The following is a 17513-nucleotide window of genomic DNA, read 5'->3' as shown; positions in this document are numbered from 1 at the left end:
AGTCAGAGGCGATCCAATGCGAGGTTCAGCCTGAGCACGTTCACCGCGCGCTCGCCCAGGAAGCCGAGACCACGCGCGTCGGTGTGGTCCTCGATCAGACGCTCGACCTGCCTTATCGAGATATTGCGCGCCTGCGCCACCCGCGGTGCCTGCAGCTTGGCATTGACCACCGATATGGCCGGGTCCAGCCCGGAACCCGAGCCGGTAACCGCGTCGACCGGAACCAGCGTATCGGCCGGCAGATTGTTTTCCTTGCGGTAGGCGGTGACCCGTTCAGCGACGGCCGCCAGCAGCTTCTCGTTCGTCGGTCCCAGGTTGGAGCCCGAGCTCGCCGCAGCGTCGTAACCGTCGCCTGCCGACGAGGGGCGCGGGTGGAAGTACTTCGCGGCGGTGAACTGCTGGCCGATGTGGGCGGAGCCGATGACCTGCCCGTCCCGCTCGAGCAGCGCGCCGTTCGCCTGGTCACCGAAGAACAGTTGCCCGACGCCGGTCACGGCAAGCGGGTAGACGATGCCGGTGATGACGGTGAACACCAACAGCATGGTGAGCGCGGGCAGTAATTGACGACGCATCAGGACACCCCGAGGGCGACGATGACGAGATCGACCAGTTTAATGCCGATAAACGGGACGACGAGACCGCCCAGCCCATAGATCAGCAGGTTGCGCCGCAGCATCGCCGACGCGCTTTCCGCCCTAAACCGCACGCCCCGCAACGCCAATGGGATCAAGGCGACGATCACCAGCGCATTGAAGATGACCGCCGACAGAATCGCCGACCTTGGTGAGTGCAGCGCCATGACGTTCAGCTTGTCGAGCACCGGATACAGGCCGACGAACATGGCAGGGATGATGGCGAAGTACTTCGCGACGTCGTTGGCGATCGAAAACGTCGTCAGCGCGCCCCGCGTGATCAGCAGCTGCTTGCCGATCTCCACGACCTCGATGAGCTTGGTGGGGTCGGAGTCGAGATCGACCATGTTGCCGGCTTCCCGGGCCGCCTGGGTGCCGGTATTCATCGCCACCCCGACATCGGCTTGCGCGAGCGCGGGTGCGTCATTGGTCCCGTCACCCGTCATGGCGACCAGCCGACCGCCCTGCTGTTCGCGCTTGATGAGCGCAAGCTTGTCCTCGGGCGTGGCCTCGGCCAAGAAATCGTCGACGCCGGCCTCCTGTGCAATCGCCTTGGCGGTCGCCGGGTTGTCACCGGTGATCATCACGGTGCGGATGCTCATTCGGCGCATTTCGTCGAAGCGTTCCCGTATGCCCACCTTGACGATGTCCTTCAGATGGACGACGCCGATGGCCCGCGCGCTGCTGTTATCGGTCCATTCCGCAACGACTAGGGGTGTCCCCCCGCCGGAGCTGATGCCGTCGACAATGGCACCCACCTCCTCGGTGGGGTGGCCACCGTGATCGCGAACCCACTTCATCACCGCAGCCGCGGCACCCTTGCGGATCCGACGGATGCCGCTAACCTCGGCGAGATCGACCCCGGACATCCGGGTTTCGGCGGTGAACGGCACGAACCTGGCGTGTGACATCACGCCCTCGTCGCGGGCGCGCAGCCCGAACTCGTCCTTCGCCAGCACGACGATCGAGCGGCCCTCCGGAGTTTCGTCGGCCAAGCTCGACAGCTGGGCGGCGTCGGCGACCGCCTCGGCACTCACACCGTTGATCGGCACGAACTCGGTGGCCTGCCGGTTACCGAGGGTGATGGTGCCGGTCTTGTCCAGCAGCAGCGTGTTCACGTCGCCGGCCGCCTCCACCGCCCGCCCAGATGTGGCGAGCACGTTGTGTTGCACCAGCCGGTCCATCCCCGCGATGCCGATCGCGGACAGCAGCGCACCGATCGTGGTCGGAATGAGACACACCAGCAACGCCACCAGCACGACCACCCGCTGTCCCCCGCCGGAATAGATGGCGAACGGCTGCAGCGTCACCACCGCGAGCAAAAAGATGATCGTCAGCCCAGCCAGCAGGATGTTCAGCGCGATCTCGTTCGGTGTCTGCTGCCGTGCGGCGCCCTCCACCAGCGCGATCATCCGGTCGATGAATGTTTGTCCCTGCTTGGCGGTGATCCGCACGACGATCCGATCCGACAGCACCACGGTGCCACCCGTCACCGCGGAACGGTCGCCGCCCGACTCGCGGATCACCGGTGCCGATTCGCCGGTGATCGCAGACTCGTCGACGGAGGCAATGCCTTCGATGATCTCGCCGTCCGACGGGATCGTTTCGCCAGCCGAAACCTCCACCACGTCGTCGAGGTCCAGCCGCGACGAAGGGACCGATTCGATGTTGCCCGCAGCCGTGCGCCGGTTGGCCATCGTTTCGGACCGGACTTTGCGCAGCGCCGCCGCCTGAGCCTTGCCGCGTCCTTCGGCCATGGCCTCGGCAAAGTTGGCAAACAGGACGGTGAACCAGAGGAACGCGGCGACCAGACCGTTGAAGACGTTCTCTTGGGCTGTCGAGGATGCGAGGTCGCGCAGGAACGCCAGTGTGGTGATCACGGCACCGACCAGCACGACCAACATGACCGGGTTACGGGCCTGTACCCGCGGAGCCAGCTTGCGCAGGCTCTGGGGCAGCGCCGAGCGCACAATCATCGGATCGAACAGCGAGCGCTTGGCCAGCCGGAGCCGGGGTGCCGACGTCGCTGCCGCGGCGGTTGCGGAGGTCTCCATGCGTGCGATCATCACTGGGTCGATAACTGCTCGACGATCGGCCCCAGCGCCAGGGCGGGGAAGAACGTCAGGCCGCCGACGATCAGTACGACCCCAATGACCAGGCCAACAAAGAGCGGCTTGTGCGTCGGGAAGGTGGCGGCGGTAACCGGCGTCGTGCCTTTACGTGCCAGGGAGCCGGCGATCGCCAGCACCGGAATGATCAGGAAGAACCTACCGATCAACATCGCCACTCCGATCGTGGTGTCATATGACCAGGTAGACGCGGTCAGACCGGCAAAGGCCGACCCGTTGTTGTTCGCGCCCGACGTGTAGGCGTATAGAATCTCCGAAAGACCATGCGGCCCAGGGTTGTTCCGCGACGCCAGCGCGGAGGAGATCAGCACCGACGCGGCGGCGAAACTCAGCAGGGCGATGGGCATCGCCAGGATGTAGAGCGTCACCAGCTTCATCTCGGTGGCCTGGATCTTCTTGCCGAGATACTCCGGTGTCCGGCCTACCATGAGGCCGGCGATGAAAACCGCCAGGATCGCCATGACCAGTAGGCCGTTCAATCCGACGCCGGTGCCGCCCGGGCTGACTTCGCCGAGCATCATGTGCGCCAGCGGGACCATGCCGCCCAGTGGTGTGTAGCTGTCGTGCATCGAGTTGACCGAGCCGTTGGAGGTGCCGGTCGTCGACGCCGCCCATAACCCAGACGCACCGACGCCAAAGCGCACCTCCTTGCCCTCCAGGTTGCCGCCGGACTGGTCGACCGTCGTCTGCTGTGTCACCCCCAGCGCATCCAGCCGCGGGTTGCCCTTGGCCTCGAATGACATTGCCGCGACTGACATTCCGATCCAAATGATGCCCATGATGGCCAGCACCGCCCAGCCTTGACGACGGTCGTGCACCATCTTGCCGAAGGCGAAGCACAGCGCGAACGGGATGATCAGGATCGCCCAGTTTTCGACGAAATTGCCTATCGGCGTGTAGTTTTCGAACGGATGCGCGGAGTTCACGTTGAAGAACCCGCCGCCGTTGGTGCCGAGCTGCTTGATCGCGACCTGGCTGGCCACCGGCCCGCCTGGAATGAGCTGGGGGGCGCCCTCCAGCGTGTTGGCGACGATGAAACCATGCAGGTTCTGGATCACGCCCTGGCTGACCAACAGGATCGCCACCACGAACGACAGCGGAAACATGATGCGCAACACGGTGCGGGCGAGGTCTACCCAGAAGTTGCCGAGCGTGCTCGCCCGTTTGCGGGCCAGACCTCTGATCAGGGCCGCCAGCACGCACATGCCGGCGGACGCGGAGACGAAGTTCTGCACGGCCAGCCCGGTCATCTGGGTGAAGTGGCTCATCGTGGCTTCGCCGCTGTAGGACTGCCAGTTGGTATTGGTCATGAAGCTGACCGCGGCGTTGAAGGCGACATGGTCGGTCACCGCCGGCTTGTCCGTCGGATTGAACGGCAGCACGCCCTGAAACCGCGCGATCCCATACAGCAGCAGGAAGGACATAACACTGAACGCAAGCACGGACAGGGCATAGGTGCTCCACCGTTGCTCGCTGCCGGGATCGACTCGGCATACCTGGTAGATCACGCGCTCGATCGGCCCAAACACCCGATCGCCGGGCTTTTTGGCCTCGTCGCCGTAGATCTTGGCCAGGTAGCCGCCCAGCGCTGGCGCGGTGAGCAACAGCACCGCGATCAACGCCGCGAACTGCAACCAACTCGTCCCGGACATCAGAACTTCTCCGGAAACAGCAGCGCCGCGAATAGGAACGCCATTAGCGCCACCGCGATCACCAACCCGACGATGTTGTCGACCGTAGTCATCGCCATTCGGCCGGCGCTCGCGTGAGTTCGACTGTTGTTTCCCCGATTTCGTCGCGGCGAATGATCCGTTCACAGCCACGGACGTAGAGCAGGCAAAGCCCGGCAAAGGCCATCACGGTCAGCACCAACACCAAGTCGGCCATGTGAGTCCTCTCGATTCTTGTGCACCGGCATCGCAGCGCATCAGATAGCCCAGCAGGATGGTAGTTGCCGGGCCCCCCAGGAACACGACCGTGACGTTGCTCTTCGCCGATCTTTGCGCGATCTTTACGCCCTACCGGTGGATGATTGAGCATGTGACCACCAAGCGCGGGCAGCTGCGGATCTATCTGGGCGCGGCCCCCGGCGTGGGCAAAACCTACGCCATGCTCGGCGAGGCGCACCGCAGGCTGGAGCGCGGCACCGACGTGGTCGCCGCGGTCGTCGAGACACACGGACGCAACAAGACCGCGAAACTGCTCGAGGGCATCGAGATGATCCCGCCGCGCTACGTCGAATATCGGGGTGCCAGGTTTCCCGAACTCGATGTGGAGGCAGTACTGCGACGTCATCCTCAGGTGGTGCTGGTGGACGAACTCGCCCACACCAACACACCTGGCAGCAAGAACCCCAAGCGCTGGCAGGACGTTCAGGAAATCCTCGACGCCGGCATCACGGTGATCTCGACGGTCAACATCCAGCACTTGGAGGGCCTAAACGATGTCGTGGAGCAAATCACCGGCATCGAGCAGAAGGAGAAGATCCCCGACGAGATCGTCCGCGCGGCCGATCAGGTCGAGCTGGTCGACATCACACCGGAAGCGTTGCGGCGCAGGCTTGCTCACGGCAACGTCTATGCAGCCGAACGGGTCGATGCCGCGCTGTCGAACTACTTCCGCACGGGCAATCTGACCGCGCTGCGCGAGATCGCGTTGCTGTGGCTGGCCGACCAAGTTGATGCGGCCCTGGAGAAGTACCGCGCAGACAAAAAGATCACCGCCACGTGGGAGGCGCGGGAACGCGTCGTCGTCGCCGTGACCGGCGGCCCGGAGTCGGAGACGTTGGTGCGACGGGCATCGCGGATCGCGTCGAAGTCCAGCGCCGAGCTGATGGTGGTTCACGTTATCCGTGGCGACGGCCTGGCGGGGGTGTCCGCGCCGCAGCTGGGCAGGGTCCGCGAGCTGGCGACAAGCCTCGGTGCGACCATGCACACCGTGGTCGGCGACGACGTGCCCACCGCGCTGCTGGACTTCGCCCGCGAGATGAACGCCACGCAGCTCGTCGTCGGCACATCGCGGCGATCGCGATGGGCACGCCTGTTTGACGAGGGGATCGGCGCCCGCACCGTCCAGGAGCCCGGCGGCATCGACGTTCACATGGTCACCCATCCCGCGGCCAGCCGGGCCTCCGGGTGGTCGCGGGTCTCCCCGCGCGAGCGGCATATCGCGTCGTGGCTGGCCGCGCTGGTGGTGCCCTCGGTGATCTGCGCCATCACGGTGGCCTGGCTCGACCGATTCATGGGCATCGGCGGCGAGAGCGCGTTGTTCTTCATCGGCGTGCTGATCGTGGCGTTGCTGGGCGGCGTCGCCCCCGCCGCATTGTCGGCCTTGCTGTCGGGCATGCTGCTGAACTACTTTCTGACCGAGCCCCGCTACACCTGGACCATCGCCGAACCGGACGCCGCAGTAACCGAATTCGTGTTGTTGGCGATGGCCGTTGCGGTGGCGGTGTTGGTGGACGGCGCGGCTAGCCGAACCCGTGAGGCTCGGCGCGCATCCCAGGAGGCTGAGTTGCTGGCCCTGTTTGCCGGTTCGGTGTTGCGCGGCGCAGACCTTGCCACGCTGCTGCAGCGGGTCCGCGAAACGTATTCCCAACGGGCCGTGACCATGCTGCGTGTCCGGCAGGGCGCATCGACAGGCGAAACCGTCGCGTGCGTCGGGACAAACCCGTGTCGGGACGTCGACTCCGCCGACACCGCAATCGAAGTCGGCGACGACGAGTTTTGGATGCTGATGGCAGGCCGCAAGTTGGCCGCCCGCGACCGCCGAGTGCTGACCGCGGTCGCGACACAGGCCGCGGGTCTGGTGAAGCAGCGCGAGCTGGCGGAAGAGGCCGGCCAGGCCGAGGCCATCGCTAGGGCCGATGAGCTGCGCCGGTCGCTGCTGTCGGCGGTCAGCCACGACCTGCGCACCCCGCTGGCGGCGGCCAAGGTTGCGGTGTCCAGCTTGCGCACCGAAGACGTCGCTTTCTCCCCCGAGGATACCGCCGAGCTGTTGGCCACCATCGAGGAGTCCATCGACCAACTCACCGCCCTGGTCGCAAACCTGCTCGATTCGTCGCGGTTGGCTGCCGGCGTGATTCGCCCCCAGCTGCGCCGGGCATACCTGGAGGAAGCGGTGCAACGGGCCTTGGTCAGCATCGGCAAGGGCGCCACCGGTTTTTACCGATCCGGCATCGACCGGGTCAAGGTCGACGTGGGAGACGCCGTGGCGATGGCCGACGCCGGGTTGCTGGAGCGGGTGCTAGCCAACCTGATCGACAACGCGCTGCGATATGCGCCCGACTGCGTGGTCCGGGTCAACGCGGGACGGGTGCGTGAGCGGGTCCTGATTAATGTCATCGACGAGGGCCCAGGGGTCCCGCGCGGGACCGAGGAGCAACTCTTTGCCCCGTTCCAGCGGCCGGGGGATCACGACAACACCACCGGTGTCGGTCTGGGGATGTCGGTGGCACGCGGCTTCGTCGAGGCTATGGGCGGCACGATTTCGGCTACCGATACCCCGGGCGGCGGGCTCACAGTGGTGATCGATCTGGCGGCTCCCGAGGACCGCCCATGACCCTCGTCTTGGTGATTGACGACGAACCCCAGATCCTGCGCGCGCTGCGTATCAACCTGACCGTGCGTGGCTACCAGGTCATCACCGCCTCGACGGGTGCGGGTGCGCTGCGCGCCGCCGCTGAGCATCCGCCCGATGTGGTGATCCTCGACCTCGGCCTGCCGGACATGTCGGGTATCGACGTGCTCGGCGGGCTGCGTGGCTGGTTGACGGCACCGGTGATCGTGTTGTCGGCGCGTACCGATTCGTCGGACAAGGTCCAGGCCCTCGATGCGGGCGCCGACGATTACGTGACGAAACCGTTTGGAATGGACGAGTTTCTGGCTCGGCTGCGCGCAGCGGTACGGCGTAACACCGCGGCCGCCGAGTTGGAGCAGCCGGTGATCGAAACCGATTCATTCACCGTCGATCTGGCCGGCAAGAAGGTCATCAAAGACGGTGCCGAAGTGCATCTCACGCCGACCGAGTGGGGCATGCTGGAAATGCTGGCCCGCAACCGCGGCAAGTTGGTCGGCCGCGGGGAGCTTCTCAAAGAAGTGTGGGGACCGGCATATGCGACTGAAACCCATTACCTGCGGGTGTATCTGGCGCAGCTGCGGCGCAAATTGGAGGATGACCCGTCGCACCCCAAACATCTGCTGACCGAATCAGGGATGGGCTACCGCTTCGAAGCCTAAATCACATCTGCCACAGGCGTTTCCGCTGGGAGCGGATGTACACTTTGCCCGCCTCGCAGCGACACGTTGGCGGATGCCCGCAACGCCAACACGCGTTGGTGAATCCGGTATTCGGTGGAGCGCGGGATGTACCCCGGCCCGTAGCGTCCGCGCCCGAGCCGGTATACTCGGCCCCGTCCGATTTCCCAGCGCAGTGCCTCCGACACCACCTTGGATGCCCTGCCCCGGACTCCAAAGCCGTGCCAGCCCAGGCCTTAGATCATTTCGGTAATGGCCGCCGGTCCATGGACGGCCAGGTGCAGGGTGAGCACGTATCGAAGCTCAATTCCATGCAGTTGTCTGGTCATGGCCGAACATTCCCATGCGGGTCTGACATCGGCCAAGGTTGTCGCTACGAGGCGGGCAGAAGAGTGTCCCCCCGCGCAGATACGCGTGTGGCAGATGTGACTTATCCGGCCAGTGACAACGCGATGCCGTCCAAGATGTCGTGTTCGCTGACGGTCAGCTGGTCGATGCCGGCCCGCTCGCGCAGCTCGCGCGCCAACTCTTCGACCACGATCGCGCCACCGCCGATCACGTCGGCCCGGCCCGGGTGCATCGGCGCCAGCGCGGCCCGCTGCTTGCGAGTCATGCCGATCAGCCGCTGGCAAACCTCGAGCAGATCAGCACCGGGCACCCGCGAAAGATGAATGGCCGCAGCGTCATACGCCGTCATGGACTGCGCCAGCGCGGACAGTGTGGTCATCGTTCCAGCCAGCCCGACCCAGGTCCGGGCCAGCTCCAGCGGCACGGTGCGCAGTGCGGGCTCGAGCCGCTCGCGAACCAGCCGGCGGGCCGTGGACACCTCCTGCAACGTCGGCGGGTCGGAGTGCAAACAGCGTTCGGTCAGCCGGACGCATCCGATGTCCGCCGAGTAGCTGGCAACCACTTCGTGCTCGCCCAGCACGATCTCGGTGGAACCGCCACCGAGGTCCACGACGACGAAAGGCGCACCGGCGCTGCCTAATTCGCCCACCGCTCCACGGAAGGAGAGCTCGGCCTCCTCGGCGCCGGTAATCACCTCCGCGGCCGAGCCGGGCAGCGCGGCGCCCAACACGTCGGCCGTCATCGCAAAGAAAACGTCGCGATTGACCACATCGCGGGCGGCCGACGTGGCGACCATCCGCACCCGCTCGGCATGGTGAAACGTCAGCAGTTCGGCGTAGTCGGTCAGGGCGGTCCGGGTCCGCGCAATCGCCTCCGGCGCGAACCGACCGGTGGCGTCGACTCCCTGGCCCAGGCGCACTATCCGGGTCTCACGATGCACATCGTGCAGCTCTCCGCGCGCCAACCCGGCTCCCACGTCGGCGATCAGCAAGCGAATCGAGTTGGTACCGCAGTCGATCGCGGCGACCCGGGTTAGCGCCACTGCCCAGCCACCAGGGTCGCGGCCGTCCGTGGCTCGGCGGCCAGTAACGCCAGCGCCTCGTCACCGAATGGGTTCAACCCCGGGCCCTTGGCCAGCGAATGCGCGATCAGCACATGCAGGCACTTGACCCGGTCGGGCATGCCCCCCGCGGAGACCGTTGTCCCGAGCGGCTCGAGAGCGTCACGCTCGGACAGATACGACTCGTGTGCCCGTCGATAGGCGGCGGCCAACTCCGCATCCTGGCCCAGCCGCCGGTTCATCTCGCGCATGAGTCCCGTGGTCTCCAACCTGCTGGCCGCCGCCGTGAGCACCGGATGCGTCAGGTAGTACAGGGTCGGAAACGGCGTGCCGTCGGGCAGTCTCGGCGCAGTTTTCACGACGCCGGGTTCACCGTTGGGGCAACGATAGGCGATCGCGAGCACACCCCGGGGTGCACGGCCGAGTTGCCGCGTGACCACCTCCAGATCGGCACGATCAACCACCGGGCTGCTCGGGGTTTGGCGAGGCCGGCGGCAGCGGGCCCGGACGTCCGGGCTCCGGTGCCGGTGGCGCGGCAGGCGGCAGGTGCGGGTCGTCGGCGATCGTGTGCCACAGCGCGGTGTACCAGGGTTCGTTGTTGGTCGCAGTAGCCGCGTCTGACCCCGGTTGCGGCGGCGCCAACGGCGTCGACGGAAGCTGGACCTGAAACGGGATGTCTCCAGGCATCACAAAGCCGAGCCGTTCGCGGGCCTGAGCCGCAATATACGCCGGATCGGCGAGCTTAACCTGCTGTTCCTCCAGGTCAGCGATCTGGCGGCGCAACATGGCCTCGGTCGCAGCCAGTTGTTCCATCTCGGCGCGCTGCGCGAAGTAGGTGCGTACCGGCCTCGCAATGGTCAGCGTCAGCACGCATACAACCGCGGCGAGGATCGCTGCGCGCCGCGCGGTGAACCCCAGCCGCTGTTCGGAGCGCTTCTCGACCGATTCGGTGATCGCCCGTTTGATGGGTTCGACAATGTGCTCATGCGGCGTGCGAGTGGTCTTGCGGCTGGCGTGCGGTGCGGGCGTGGAGGGTTTTGCGGAAGGCTTGGTGGCGCGACCGCCCCGAACCGAGTCGCCGGCCTTCCCCGGGCGCGATGCCGGCGACCGGCGCTTCGATTCGGGCCGTTTCGCTTCGGGCATGTACCTATTTCGTCTCGCACGCGAACCGAGGAAATGCCAGGTCGCCCGCGTAGCGGGCCGCGTCGCCAAGCGCCTCTTCGATCCGCAGCAGCTGGTTGTATTTTGCGACGCGCTCACTGCGAGCAGGCGCGCCCGTCTTGATCTGCCCGCTGCCGATGGCCACCGCGAGGTCGGCGATCATGGTGTCCTCCGTCTCGCCACTGCGGTGACTGATCATCGTGCGGTATCCGCCGTGGTGAGCCAGCGTGACCGCGTCGAGTGTCTCGGTCAACGTCCCGATCTGGTTCACCTTGACCAGCAACGCATTTGCCACGCCCCGTTCGATGCCCTCCTCGAGCCGCTCGGGATTGGTGACAAAGATGTCGTCGCCGACGATTTGCACCCGGTCACCGATCGAGGCCGTCAGCGCGGCCCAGCCGTCCCAATCGTCTTCGGACAGTGGGTCTTCGATCGACACCAGCGGGTAGGCGCCGAGCAGGCCCGCGTAGAACTCGGTCATCTGGTCTGCGGTACGGGTGGTGCCCTCGAAGACGTAGCCGGTGCCGTCGGTGAAGAACTCGGTGGCCGCCGCGTCCAGGGCCAGCGCCACGTCGGCGCCGGGTCGCAAGCCCGCCGACTCGATGGCCCGGCTGATCAGGTCCAACGCCGCGGTGGTGCCGGCCACATCCGGGGCGAAGCCGCCTTCGTCGCCCAGGCCGGTGGACAGCCCCTCCTTTTTCAGGACCGACTTGAGCGCGTGGTACACCTCAGCGCCCCAGCGCAACGCCTCGACGAAGCTGGGCGCGCCAATTGGCGCCACCATGAACTCTTGAATGTCGACAGCGGTATCGGCGTGTGCGCCGCCGTTGAGGATGTTCATCATCGGTACCGGCAGAATGTGCGCGTTTGGCCCCCCGACATAACGGAACAACGGCAGCTCCGCCGAATCCGCCGCCGCCTTGGCAACAGCGAGCGAGACACCCAAGATCGCGTTGCCGCCCAGCCGGGACTTGTCGGGGGTGCCGTCTAGGTCCACCAGCGCCTGGTCGACCAATCGCTGGTCGTCGGCGTTGAGTCCGATGACGGCCGGGCCGATCTCATCAAGAACAGCCTGCACGGCTTTTTGCACGCCTTTGCCGCCGTAGCGATCGCCGCCGTCGCGCAACTCGACGGCCTCGTGCTCCCCGGTCGAGGCGCCCGACGGCACCGCGGCCCGGGCGAATGTCCCGTCGATAAGCGCCACCTCGACCTCCACCGTCGGGTTGCCGCGGGAATCGAGGATCTCTCGGGCCCTAACCTGCTCGATAATCGGCACTGGGTTCTCCTTGCGTCGTAGCTGCTGCACGGACGGTCTTGGGTTGGCTGGCCCCGACCGCTGTTAGCGTAAAGCCTGGGTTAGCGGTTCATCCTGCTACAGCGGATGACCCGCCGCATACGCGGTCGCCCAGTCCCGGACCGCCCGCGCATAGATAACGGAGTTGTTGTAGGCCCTCAGCGCGGTTATCCACCCTCGCGGTGTCGCGAGATCCTTTCCACGCCAGCATAAATAGCCCGCTGCCGAGAGGGCAGCATCATCGATGTTGTCGACGTTGGCGATGCCGTCGTTTCTGGCAGCGACCCCGTACAACCGCCAGGTTTCCGAAATGAACTGCATTGGCCCCATCGCACGCTCCACCGCGGCGTCACCGTCCAGGCCGCCCCCGTCCCTGTCCACGATGCGCAGGGTGCCGCCGGTGCCGTCGAGGCGGACGCCCCGAATCGGGGGGCTTACATCCCCATTGGGCGCAATCGTGGCGCCCCGGTAGGTTCCGTGGTGACTCTCCACCCGCCCGATGCCCGCCAGCGTGGTCCACGCAAGATGACACTTGGGATTCTCGACCTCGGCGACGCGAGCGGCGTAGGCGTAGGCCTCCAGCGCGATGACCGGAATTCCCAATGCCGCAGCACGTTTCTCCGCCCATTCGCGCAACTGATCCGCGGGCCGGCCGCCGGCGTGCGTATCCACCGGCGGCACCGGATCGCCGGGCGGAGGCGGCACGCCGTCGGTGATGAAAAGGCTCAGCTGCCAAGTGCAGCTCGACGCCAACAGCATCGCGGTCGCCCCTATCACGGCGACCGCCCGCAACCAGCGTCTCGGCGACACAACTCTCCCTCGTAGGGCACCTATACCGGCTTCCGTCACGATCATCGTCCCATGGGTTTGTTGACTACCCCGTCGCACTCGGGGCGGTTATCGCATGCCTTTACGTTTCTTGGACCCGCCGCGGGAATCGTTGACAGCAGTTGGCCAATGCGCGAGCCACTCCTGCTCGGTGATCACACCCAGCGGCGTCACATCGAGCTGCTCGGCAACGTTGCTGCCCCGGCGTGCGACGGCAATTGCCCGCTCGGCACAGCGCAGCCTGTCAATAAAGTCCAAAACGGCAGTGCGCAGCGTGTTTTCCGCATCTACGTCAGCTGAAACCGAAACAGAAGTGATCTCATCGGGGATCAGGTGAGCGGGCAGCCCAGCCTTTTGGGCACGCTGAATAACCTTCTGCGCCAGCGCTAATGCCGGCTGGCCCGTATGGACATCGTCGGCTACCGACTTTCGCGCCTTTTCCGAGGCCTTGGCTGCCTCCCATTGCGCCAGTTGATCTTCGAGCGAAATCGATTCGCCCGCAAGTACTCCTGGCGCCCGATTGCCGAGCTTTCGCATCAGTGTGTCGGCGACGTCGTCGATGGTGAACGGCGATTGCGACGCATCCTCAGCGATCCGGGCGTGAAAGAGGACCTGCAGCAAGAGATCACCAAGCTCTTCGCGCAGCTGGTCAACACTGCCGCTGCGGACCGCGTCCAACAGCTCGTAGGTCTCCTCCAGCAGGTATCTGCGCAGCGAGTCGTGAGTCTGCTCACTTTCCCACGGTCCGGCGGTGCGCAGCTTGTCCATCATCGCGACGGCGTCGACGAGTCGTTCGCCACGCTGAGAATCCGGTGCCGAGATCAGCCGGGCACCGGCGGCCAGTCGAGTAATGACAGCAGGATGGTTGGGGTCAGACGACAGCAACACCGGCGCGTCGTTTCCGGCGTGCGCCGAACGAGCCGCTGGTAGCGACCAGGGCACCGCGACCGGCATTTCCTCGGTGTATTGCACCTCGCCGCGCAGGAACTCGATCGCTTCAACAGGCACCAGTGTCGGACGCCGGGGGTCGACCAGGACGACAATCATCACGGTTGTCGCTCCTTAATCGTCGTGTTGCGACCACGGCCGTCTTCGCCTGGCGGGCTAGGGTTCGTTATACCAATATGCTGGCGCGGTTTCCCAGCGAGCGCGGTTATCAAATCGGCCACCATCTGAACCAGCTCGACGTCGCGGATTCGCGGCGCGCCGAGGCCACCGGCTCGCGGAATGGGAACCTGCACGGTGGCCGTCGTGGCACGGTAGTGCGCTCCGGGATACATTCGCTTCAGCCGCACCTGGGCGGAGTCCGGCAGCGTCAACGGGGACAGCCGCACGGTCGCTGCCGACGCCGCCGTCACGTCGGTGATGCCGGAGCCACGGCACAGCAGCCGCAGCCGTGCCACCGCCGCCAGCCGCCGGGCCGGCTCCGGCAGGGCCCCATACCGATCGGTTAGCTCGTCCACAACGGCCGCCACTTCGCGATCAGAGGAGGCGGCCGCCAGCCGCCGGTAGCCCTCCAGCCGCAGCCGATCACTGGCGATGTAGTCCGGTGGCAGGTGCGCGTCAACGGGCAGGTCGATTCGCACATCCTTGGGTTCTTCGGCGGTCCTCACGGTTTGGCCGTCGGCGGCCGCCCGGTACGCGTCCCGGTACGTCTCCAGGGCCTCGCCGACCAACCGCACGTACAGGTCGAATCCGACGCCGGCGACGTGTCCGGACTGCTCGATGCCGAGCACGTTGCCGGCACCGCGGATCTCTAGGTCCTTCAACGCCACGGCCATGCCCGCGCCCAGCTCATTGTTCTGCGCGATCGTCGCCAACCGGTCGTAAGCGGTCTCGGTCAGCGGCACCTGCGGTGGATAGAGGAAATAGGCGTAGCCGCGCTCCCGGCTGCGGCCCACCCGGCCACGCAGCTGGTGCAGCTGGGACAGCCCGAAGGTATCGGCGCGCTCGACGATCAAAGTGTTGGCGTTGGAGATGTCCAGGCCGGTCTCCACGATGGTGGTGCAAACCAGGATGTCATGCTCGCGGTTCCAGAACCGTTGCACGGTGGTCTCCAACAGGTCCTCGGGCATCTGCCCGTGCGCGACCACCACCCGCGCCTCGGGCACCAGCTCACGCACCCGGGCGGCGGCCGCGTCGATCGAGCTGACCCGGTTGTGCACGTAGAACGCCTGCCCGTCGCGCAGCAGCTCCCGGCGCAGCGCCGCGGCGATCTGCTTGTCGTCGTGCGGTCCGACGTAGGTCAGCACCGGGTAGCGCTCCTCGGGCGGCGTCAGGATGGTCGACATCTCGCGAATCCCGGCCAGGCTCATCTCCAACGTGCGCGGGATCGGGGTGGCGCTCATGGTCAGCACGTCGACATGGGTGCGCAGTGACTTGATGTGCTCCTTGTGCTCGACGCCGAACCGCTGCTCCTCGTCGACCACCACCAGGCCCAGATCCTTCCAGCGCACCCCGGTCTGCAGCAGCCGATGGGTGCCGATCACGATGTCCACCGACCCGTCGGCCAGGCCGTCGATCACGGCGCGGGACTCGGCGGCGTCGGTGAACCGCGACAGACCCTTGATGGTCACCGGGAATCCGGACATTCGCTCGCCGAACGTCTGCAGATGCTGGTCGGCCAGCAGCGTGGTGGGCACCAGCACCGCGACCTGTTTACCGTCTTGGACCGCCTTGAACGCCGCCCGCACCGCGATCTCGGTCTTGCCGTAGCCGACATCGCCGCAGATCACCCGGTCCATCGGGATCGGCTTTTCCATGTCCGCCTTGACCTCTTCGATGGCGGTGAGCTGGTCCACGGTCTCGGTGAAGCCGAACGCGTCCTCCAGCTCGGCCTGCCACGGCGTGTCCGGCGAGAACGCATGCCCGGGGCTGGCCTGCCGTTTGGCGTACAGCGAGACCAGCTCGCCCGCGATCTCGCGCACCGCGCGGCGCGCCTTGGTCTTGGTGTTGGCCCAGTCGCTGCCGCCCAGCCGGCTCAGCGCCGGCGCCTGCCCGCCGACATACCGCGACAGCTGGTCCAGCGAATCCATCGGGACATAGAGCTTGTCAGTATTTTTCGCCCCGCCACCCCTCTTGGCCGAGGCATACTCCAGCACCAGATACTCCCGGCGGGCGCCCCCGACCGTGCGCTCGACCATCTCCACGAACCGGCCGATGCCGTGCTGATCGTGCACCACCAGGTCACCGGCCGTCAGCGCCAGCGGGTCGACGATGTTGCGCCGCTTGGCCGCCAGCCGCTTGCCCTCGGCGGCGCTGACCCGGCTGCCGGTCAAATCGGTCTCGGTGATGACGACCAGGTTGGCGCCGGGAATGATGACGCCGTCACGCAGCGGGCCCTGGAGCACCCCGACGACTCCCGGCTTGGGCGCCTGGCCGGGATCGAGCATCCCCGCGGGGGTGTCGGACTCGGACAGCCGTTCCACCACGCGGTGTGCGGTTCCGGTGCCCGGCGCGACCAGCGCGGCGTACCCGCCGGTCGCGATGTGGGCACGTAGCATCGCGAAGATTTCGTCGATGTCACGCTGGTGCCCGCGCGCCGACGGCGCGGCCCGAACGTCCAACTCGATCGCCGACTCGTCGGACAATTGGCTCAACGTCCACCACGGATGACCCGTTCGGGCCGCCGCGGCCCGCACCTGGTCCAGTTCGACGAACCCCGACCCACCCAGTTGTTCGACGTCGACGGGGGCTTGATTTTCTGCAGTTCCCAGCGCCGCGACCGACCACGAGGCTTCCAGGAATTCACGGCCAGTCCTGATCAGATCCGCGGCGCGGGTGCGCACCTTTTCCGGGTCGCACACCAACACCGGCGTGCCGTCGGGCAGCTGATCGGTCAGCAACGCGTGCCCGTCGGACCAGAGCACCGGCAACACCGCCTCCATGCCGTCGACCGCGATGCCCTCGGCGAGCTTCGCCAGCATGTCGGAAGCACTGCCGGTGACGGTGCTCTCGGCCGCGGGATGCCGTGCGGCCAGTTGGGCGGCCCGCGCCCGCACGTCCTCGCTCAGCAGCAGTTCACGGCAGGCGAAGGCAACCAGTGTGTGAATGTCGATCTCCGGAATCGAGCGCTGGTCGGCTACCGAGAACATCCGCATCTCGGTGATCTCGTCGCCCCAGAACTCGACCCGCACCGGATGTTCGGCCGTCGGGGCAAAGATGTCCAGAATCCCGCCGCGCACAGCGAACTCGCCGCGCCGGCCGACCATATCCACCCGGGTATATGCCAGCTCGACCAGCCGCGCCACCACGCCGTCGAAGGGGGATTCGTCGCCAACGGTCAGCGTGAGGGGCTCCATCATGCCCAGCTGCGGCGTCATGGGCTGCAGCAGCGAGCGCACCGAGGTCACCACTACCCCCAGCGGTGGGCCCAGCTGGGCATCGTCGGGGTGGGCCAGCCGGCGCAGCGCCATCAGGCGAGTGCCGACGGTGTCAACACCGGGTGAGAGCCGTTCGTGCGGCAGTGTCTCCCAGGACGGCAACAACGCCACCGCATCCCCGAACACACCACGCAGTTCGGCGGCCAGGTCGTCGGCTTCCCGCCCGGTGGCGGTGACCACCAGCAATGGCCCCTGCCGAGCCAGCGCACTGGCGACCAACAGCCGCGCGCTGGCCGGCGCGATGAGCGTCAATTCGTCGGGTCGACCCCCGGCGCGCTGCATGAGCTGTTGGAATGTCGGCGCGCTCAGCGCCAATTCGACGAGCCCCGCGATCGGGGTATCTGAGCAGGCAGGCCCCGGTGCGGTCATGATGCGGCCATTCTAGGGCGCCGAGGTTAGTCAACATTGGGCCCGGCTTCCCCGC

At 66.4% G+C, this 17513-nt stretch carries 13 protein-coding genes; 2 read left to right on the top strand and 11 right to left on the bottom strand.

Annotated features, from left to right (window positions below):
• Positions 1–2: 2 nt before the first annotated feature.
• The 4 genes from kdpC to kdpF are packed head-to-tail and all read right to left on the bottom strand — an operon-like array spanning position 3 to position 4505.
• Positions 3–572 carry a potassium-transporting ATPase subunit C gene (gene kdpC / locus Rv1031; protein ID NP_215547.1) on the bottom strand — a complete coding sequence of 190 codons (570 nt, stop codon included), beginning with the start codon at positions 570–572 and terminating at the stop codon, positions 3–5.
• Positions 572–2701, bottom strand: coding sequence for a potassium-transporting ATPase subunit B (gene kdpB, locus Rv1030; protein ID NP_215546.1), 2130 nt, complete (start codon positions 2699–2701; stop codon positions 572–574). Before kdpB ends, kdpC begins: the two co-directional genes overlap by 1 nt.
• The gene (gene kdpA / locus Rv1029; protein ID NP_215545.1) at positions 2698–4413 is read right to left on the bottom strand and encodes a potassium-transporting ATPase subunit A; all 1716 of its coding nucleotides are present in this window, start codon (positions 4411–4413) and stop codon (positions 2698–2700) included. The genes kdpB and kdpA overlap by 4 nt, the downstream gene beginning before the upstream one ends.
• Entirely contained in the window at positions 4413–4505 is a 93-nt protein-coding gene (gene kdpF, locus Rv1028A; protein YP_177636.1) for a membrane protein KdpF, read from the bottom strand. The genes kdpA and kdpF overlap by 1 nt, the downstream gene beginning before the upstream one ends.
• Positions 4506–4738: 233 nt before the next feature.
• Between kdpF and kdpD the strand changes: the two genes are divergently transcribed.
• Together kdpD and kdpE are read left to right on the top strand one after the other, a co-directional pair.
• Positions 4739–7321 (top strand): sensor protein KdpD, encoded by a 2583-nt coding sequence (gene kdpD / locus Rv1028c; RefSeq protein NP_215544.1) that lies wholly within the window; start codon positions 4739–4741, stop codon positions 7319–7321.
• A complete protein-coding gene (gene kdpE, locus Rv1027c) occupies positions 7318–7998 on the top strand; it encodes a transcriptional regulator KdpE (protein NP_215543.1) in 681 nt (226 codons plus the stop codon). Before kdpD ends, kdpE begins: the two co-directional genes overlap by 4 nt.
• Positions 7999–8446: 448 nt before the next feature.
• Here the strand turns inward: kdpE and Rv1026 are convergent, their stop codons facing one another.
• The 7 genes from Rv1026 to mfd form a co-directional block, all read right to left on the bottom strand.
• Complete coding sequence (locus Rv1026) at positions 8447–9406, bottom strand: hypothetical protein (RefSeq protein ID NP_215542.1); 960 nt, start codon at positions 9404–9406, stop codon at positions 8447–8449.
• A complete protein-coding gene (locus Rv1025; RefSeq protein ID NP_215541.1) occupies positions 9397–9864 on the bottom strand; it encodes a hypothetical protein in 468 nt (155 codons plus the stop codon). The genes Rv1026 and Rv1025 overlap by 10 nt, the downstream gene beginning before the upstream one ends.
• 16 nt (positions 9865–9880) lie before the next feature.
• Positions 9881–10567 carry a membrane protein gene (locus Rv1024; protein NP_215540.1) on the bottom strand — a complete coding sequence of 229 codons (687 nt, stop codon included), beginning with the start codon at positions 10565–10567 and terminating at the stop codon, positions 9881–9883.
• A 4-nt stretch (positions 10568–10571) separates the two neighbouring features.
• Positions 10572–11861: an enolase gene (eno, locus tag Rv1023; RefSeq protein NP_215539.1), complete on the bottom strand. Its 1290-nt coding sequence runs from the start codon at positions 11859–11861 to the stop codon at positions 10572–10574.
• A gap of 96 nt (positions 11862–11957) precedes the next feature.
• Complete coding sequence (gene lpqU / locus Rv1022) at positions 11958–12689, bottom strand: lipoprotein LpqU (RefSeq protein NP_215538.1); 732 nt, start codon at positions 12687–12689, stop codon at positions 11958–11960.
• 87 nt (positions 12690–12776) lie between these two features.
• Entirely contained in the window at positions 12777–13754 is a 978-nt protein-coding gene (locus Rv1021; protein ID NP_215537.1) for a nucleoside triphosphate pyrophosphohydrolase, read from the bottom strand.
• Positions 13754–17458, bottom strand: a complete 3705-nt coding sequence (gene mfd, locus Rv1020; protein ID NP_215536.1) for a transcription-repair coupling factor — start codon at positions 17456–17458, stop codon at positions 13754–13756. Before mfd ends, Rv1021 begins: the two co-directional genes overlap by 1 nt.
• Positions 17459–17513 lie beyond the last annotated feature (55 nt).

The sequence above is a fragment of the Mycobacterium tuberculosis H37Rv genome (assembly GCF_000195955.2).
GTDB lineage: Bacteria > Actinomycetota > Actinomycetes > Mycobacteriales > Mycobacteriaceae > Mycobacterium > Mycobacterium tuberculosis.
Note: the sequence above shows the minus strand (reverse complement) of the source record. Positions and strands in the feature narration are given on the sequence as shown.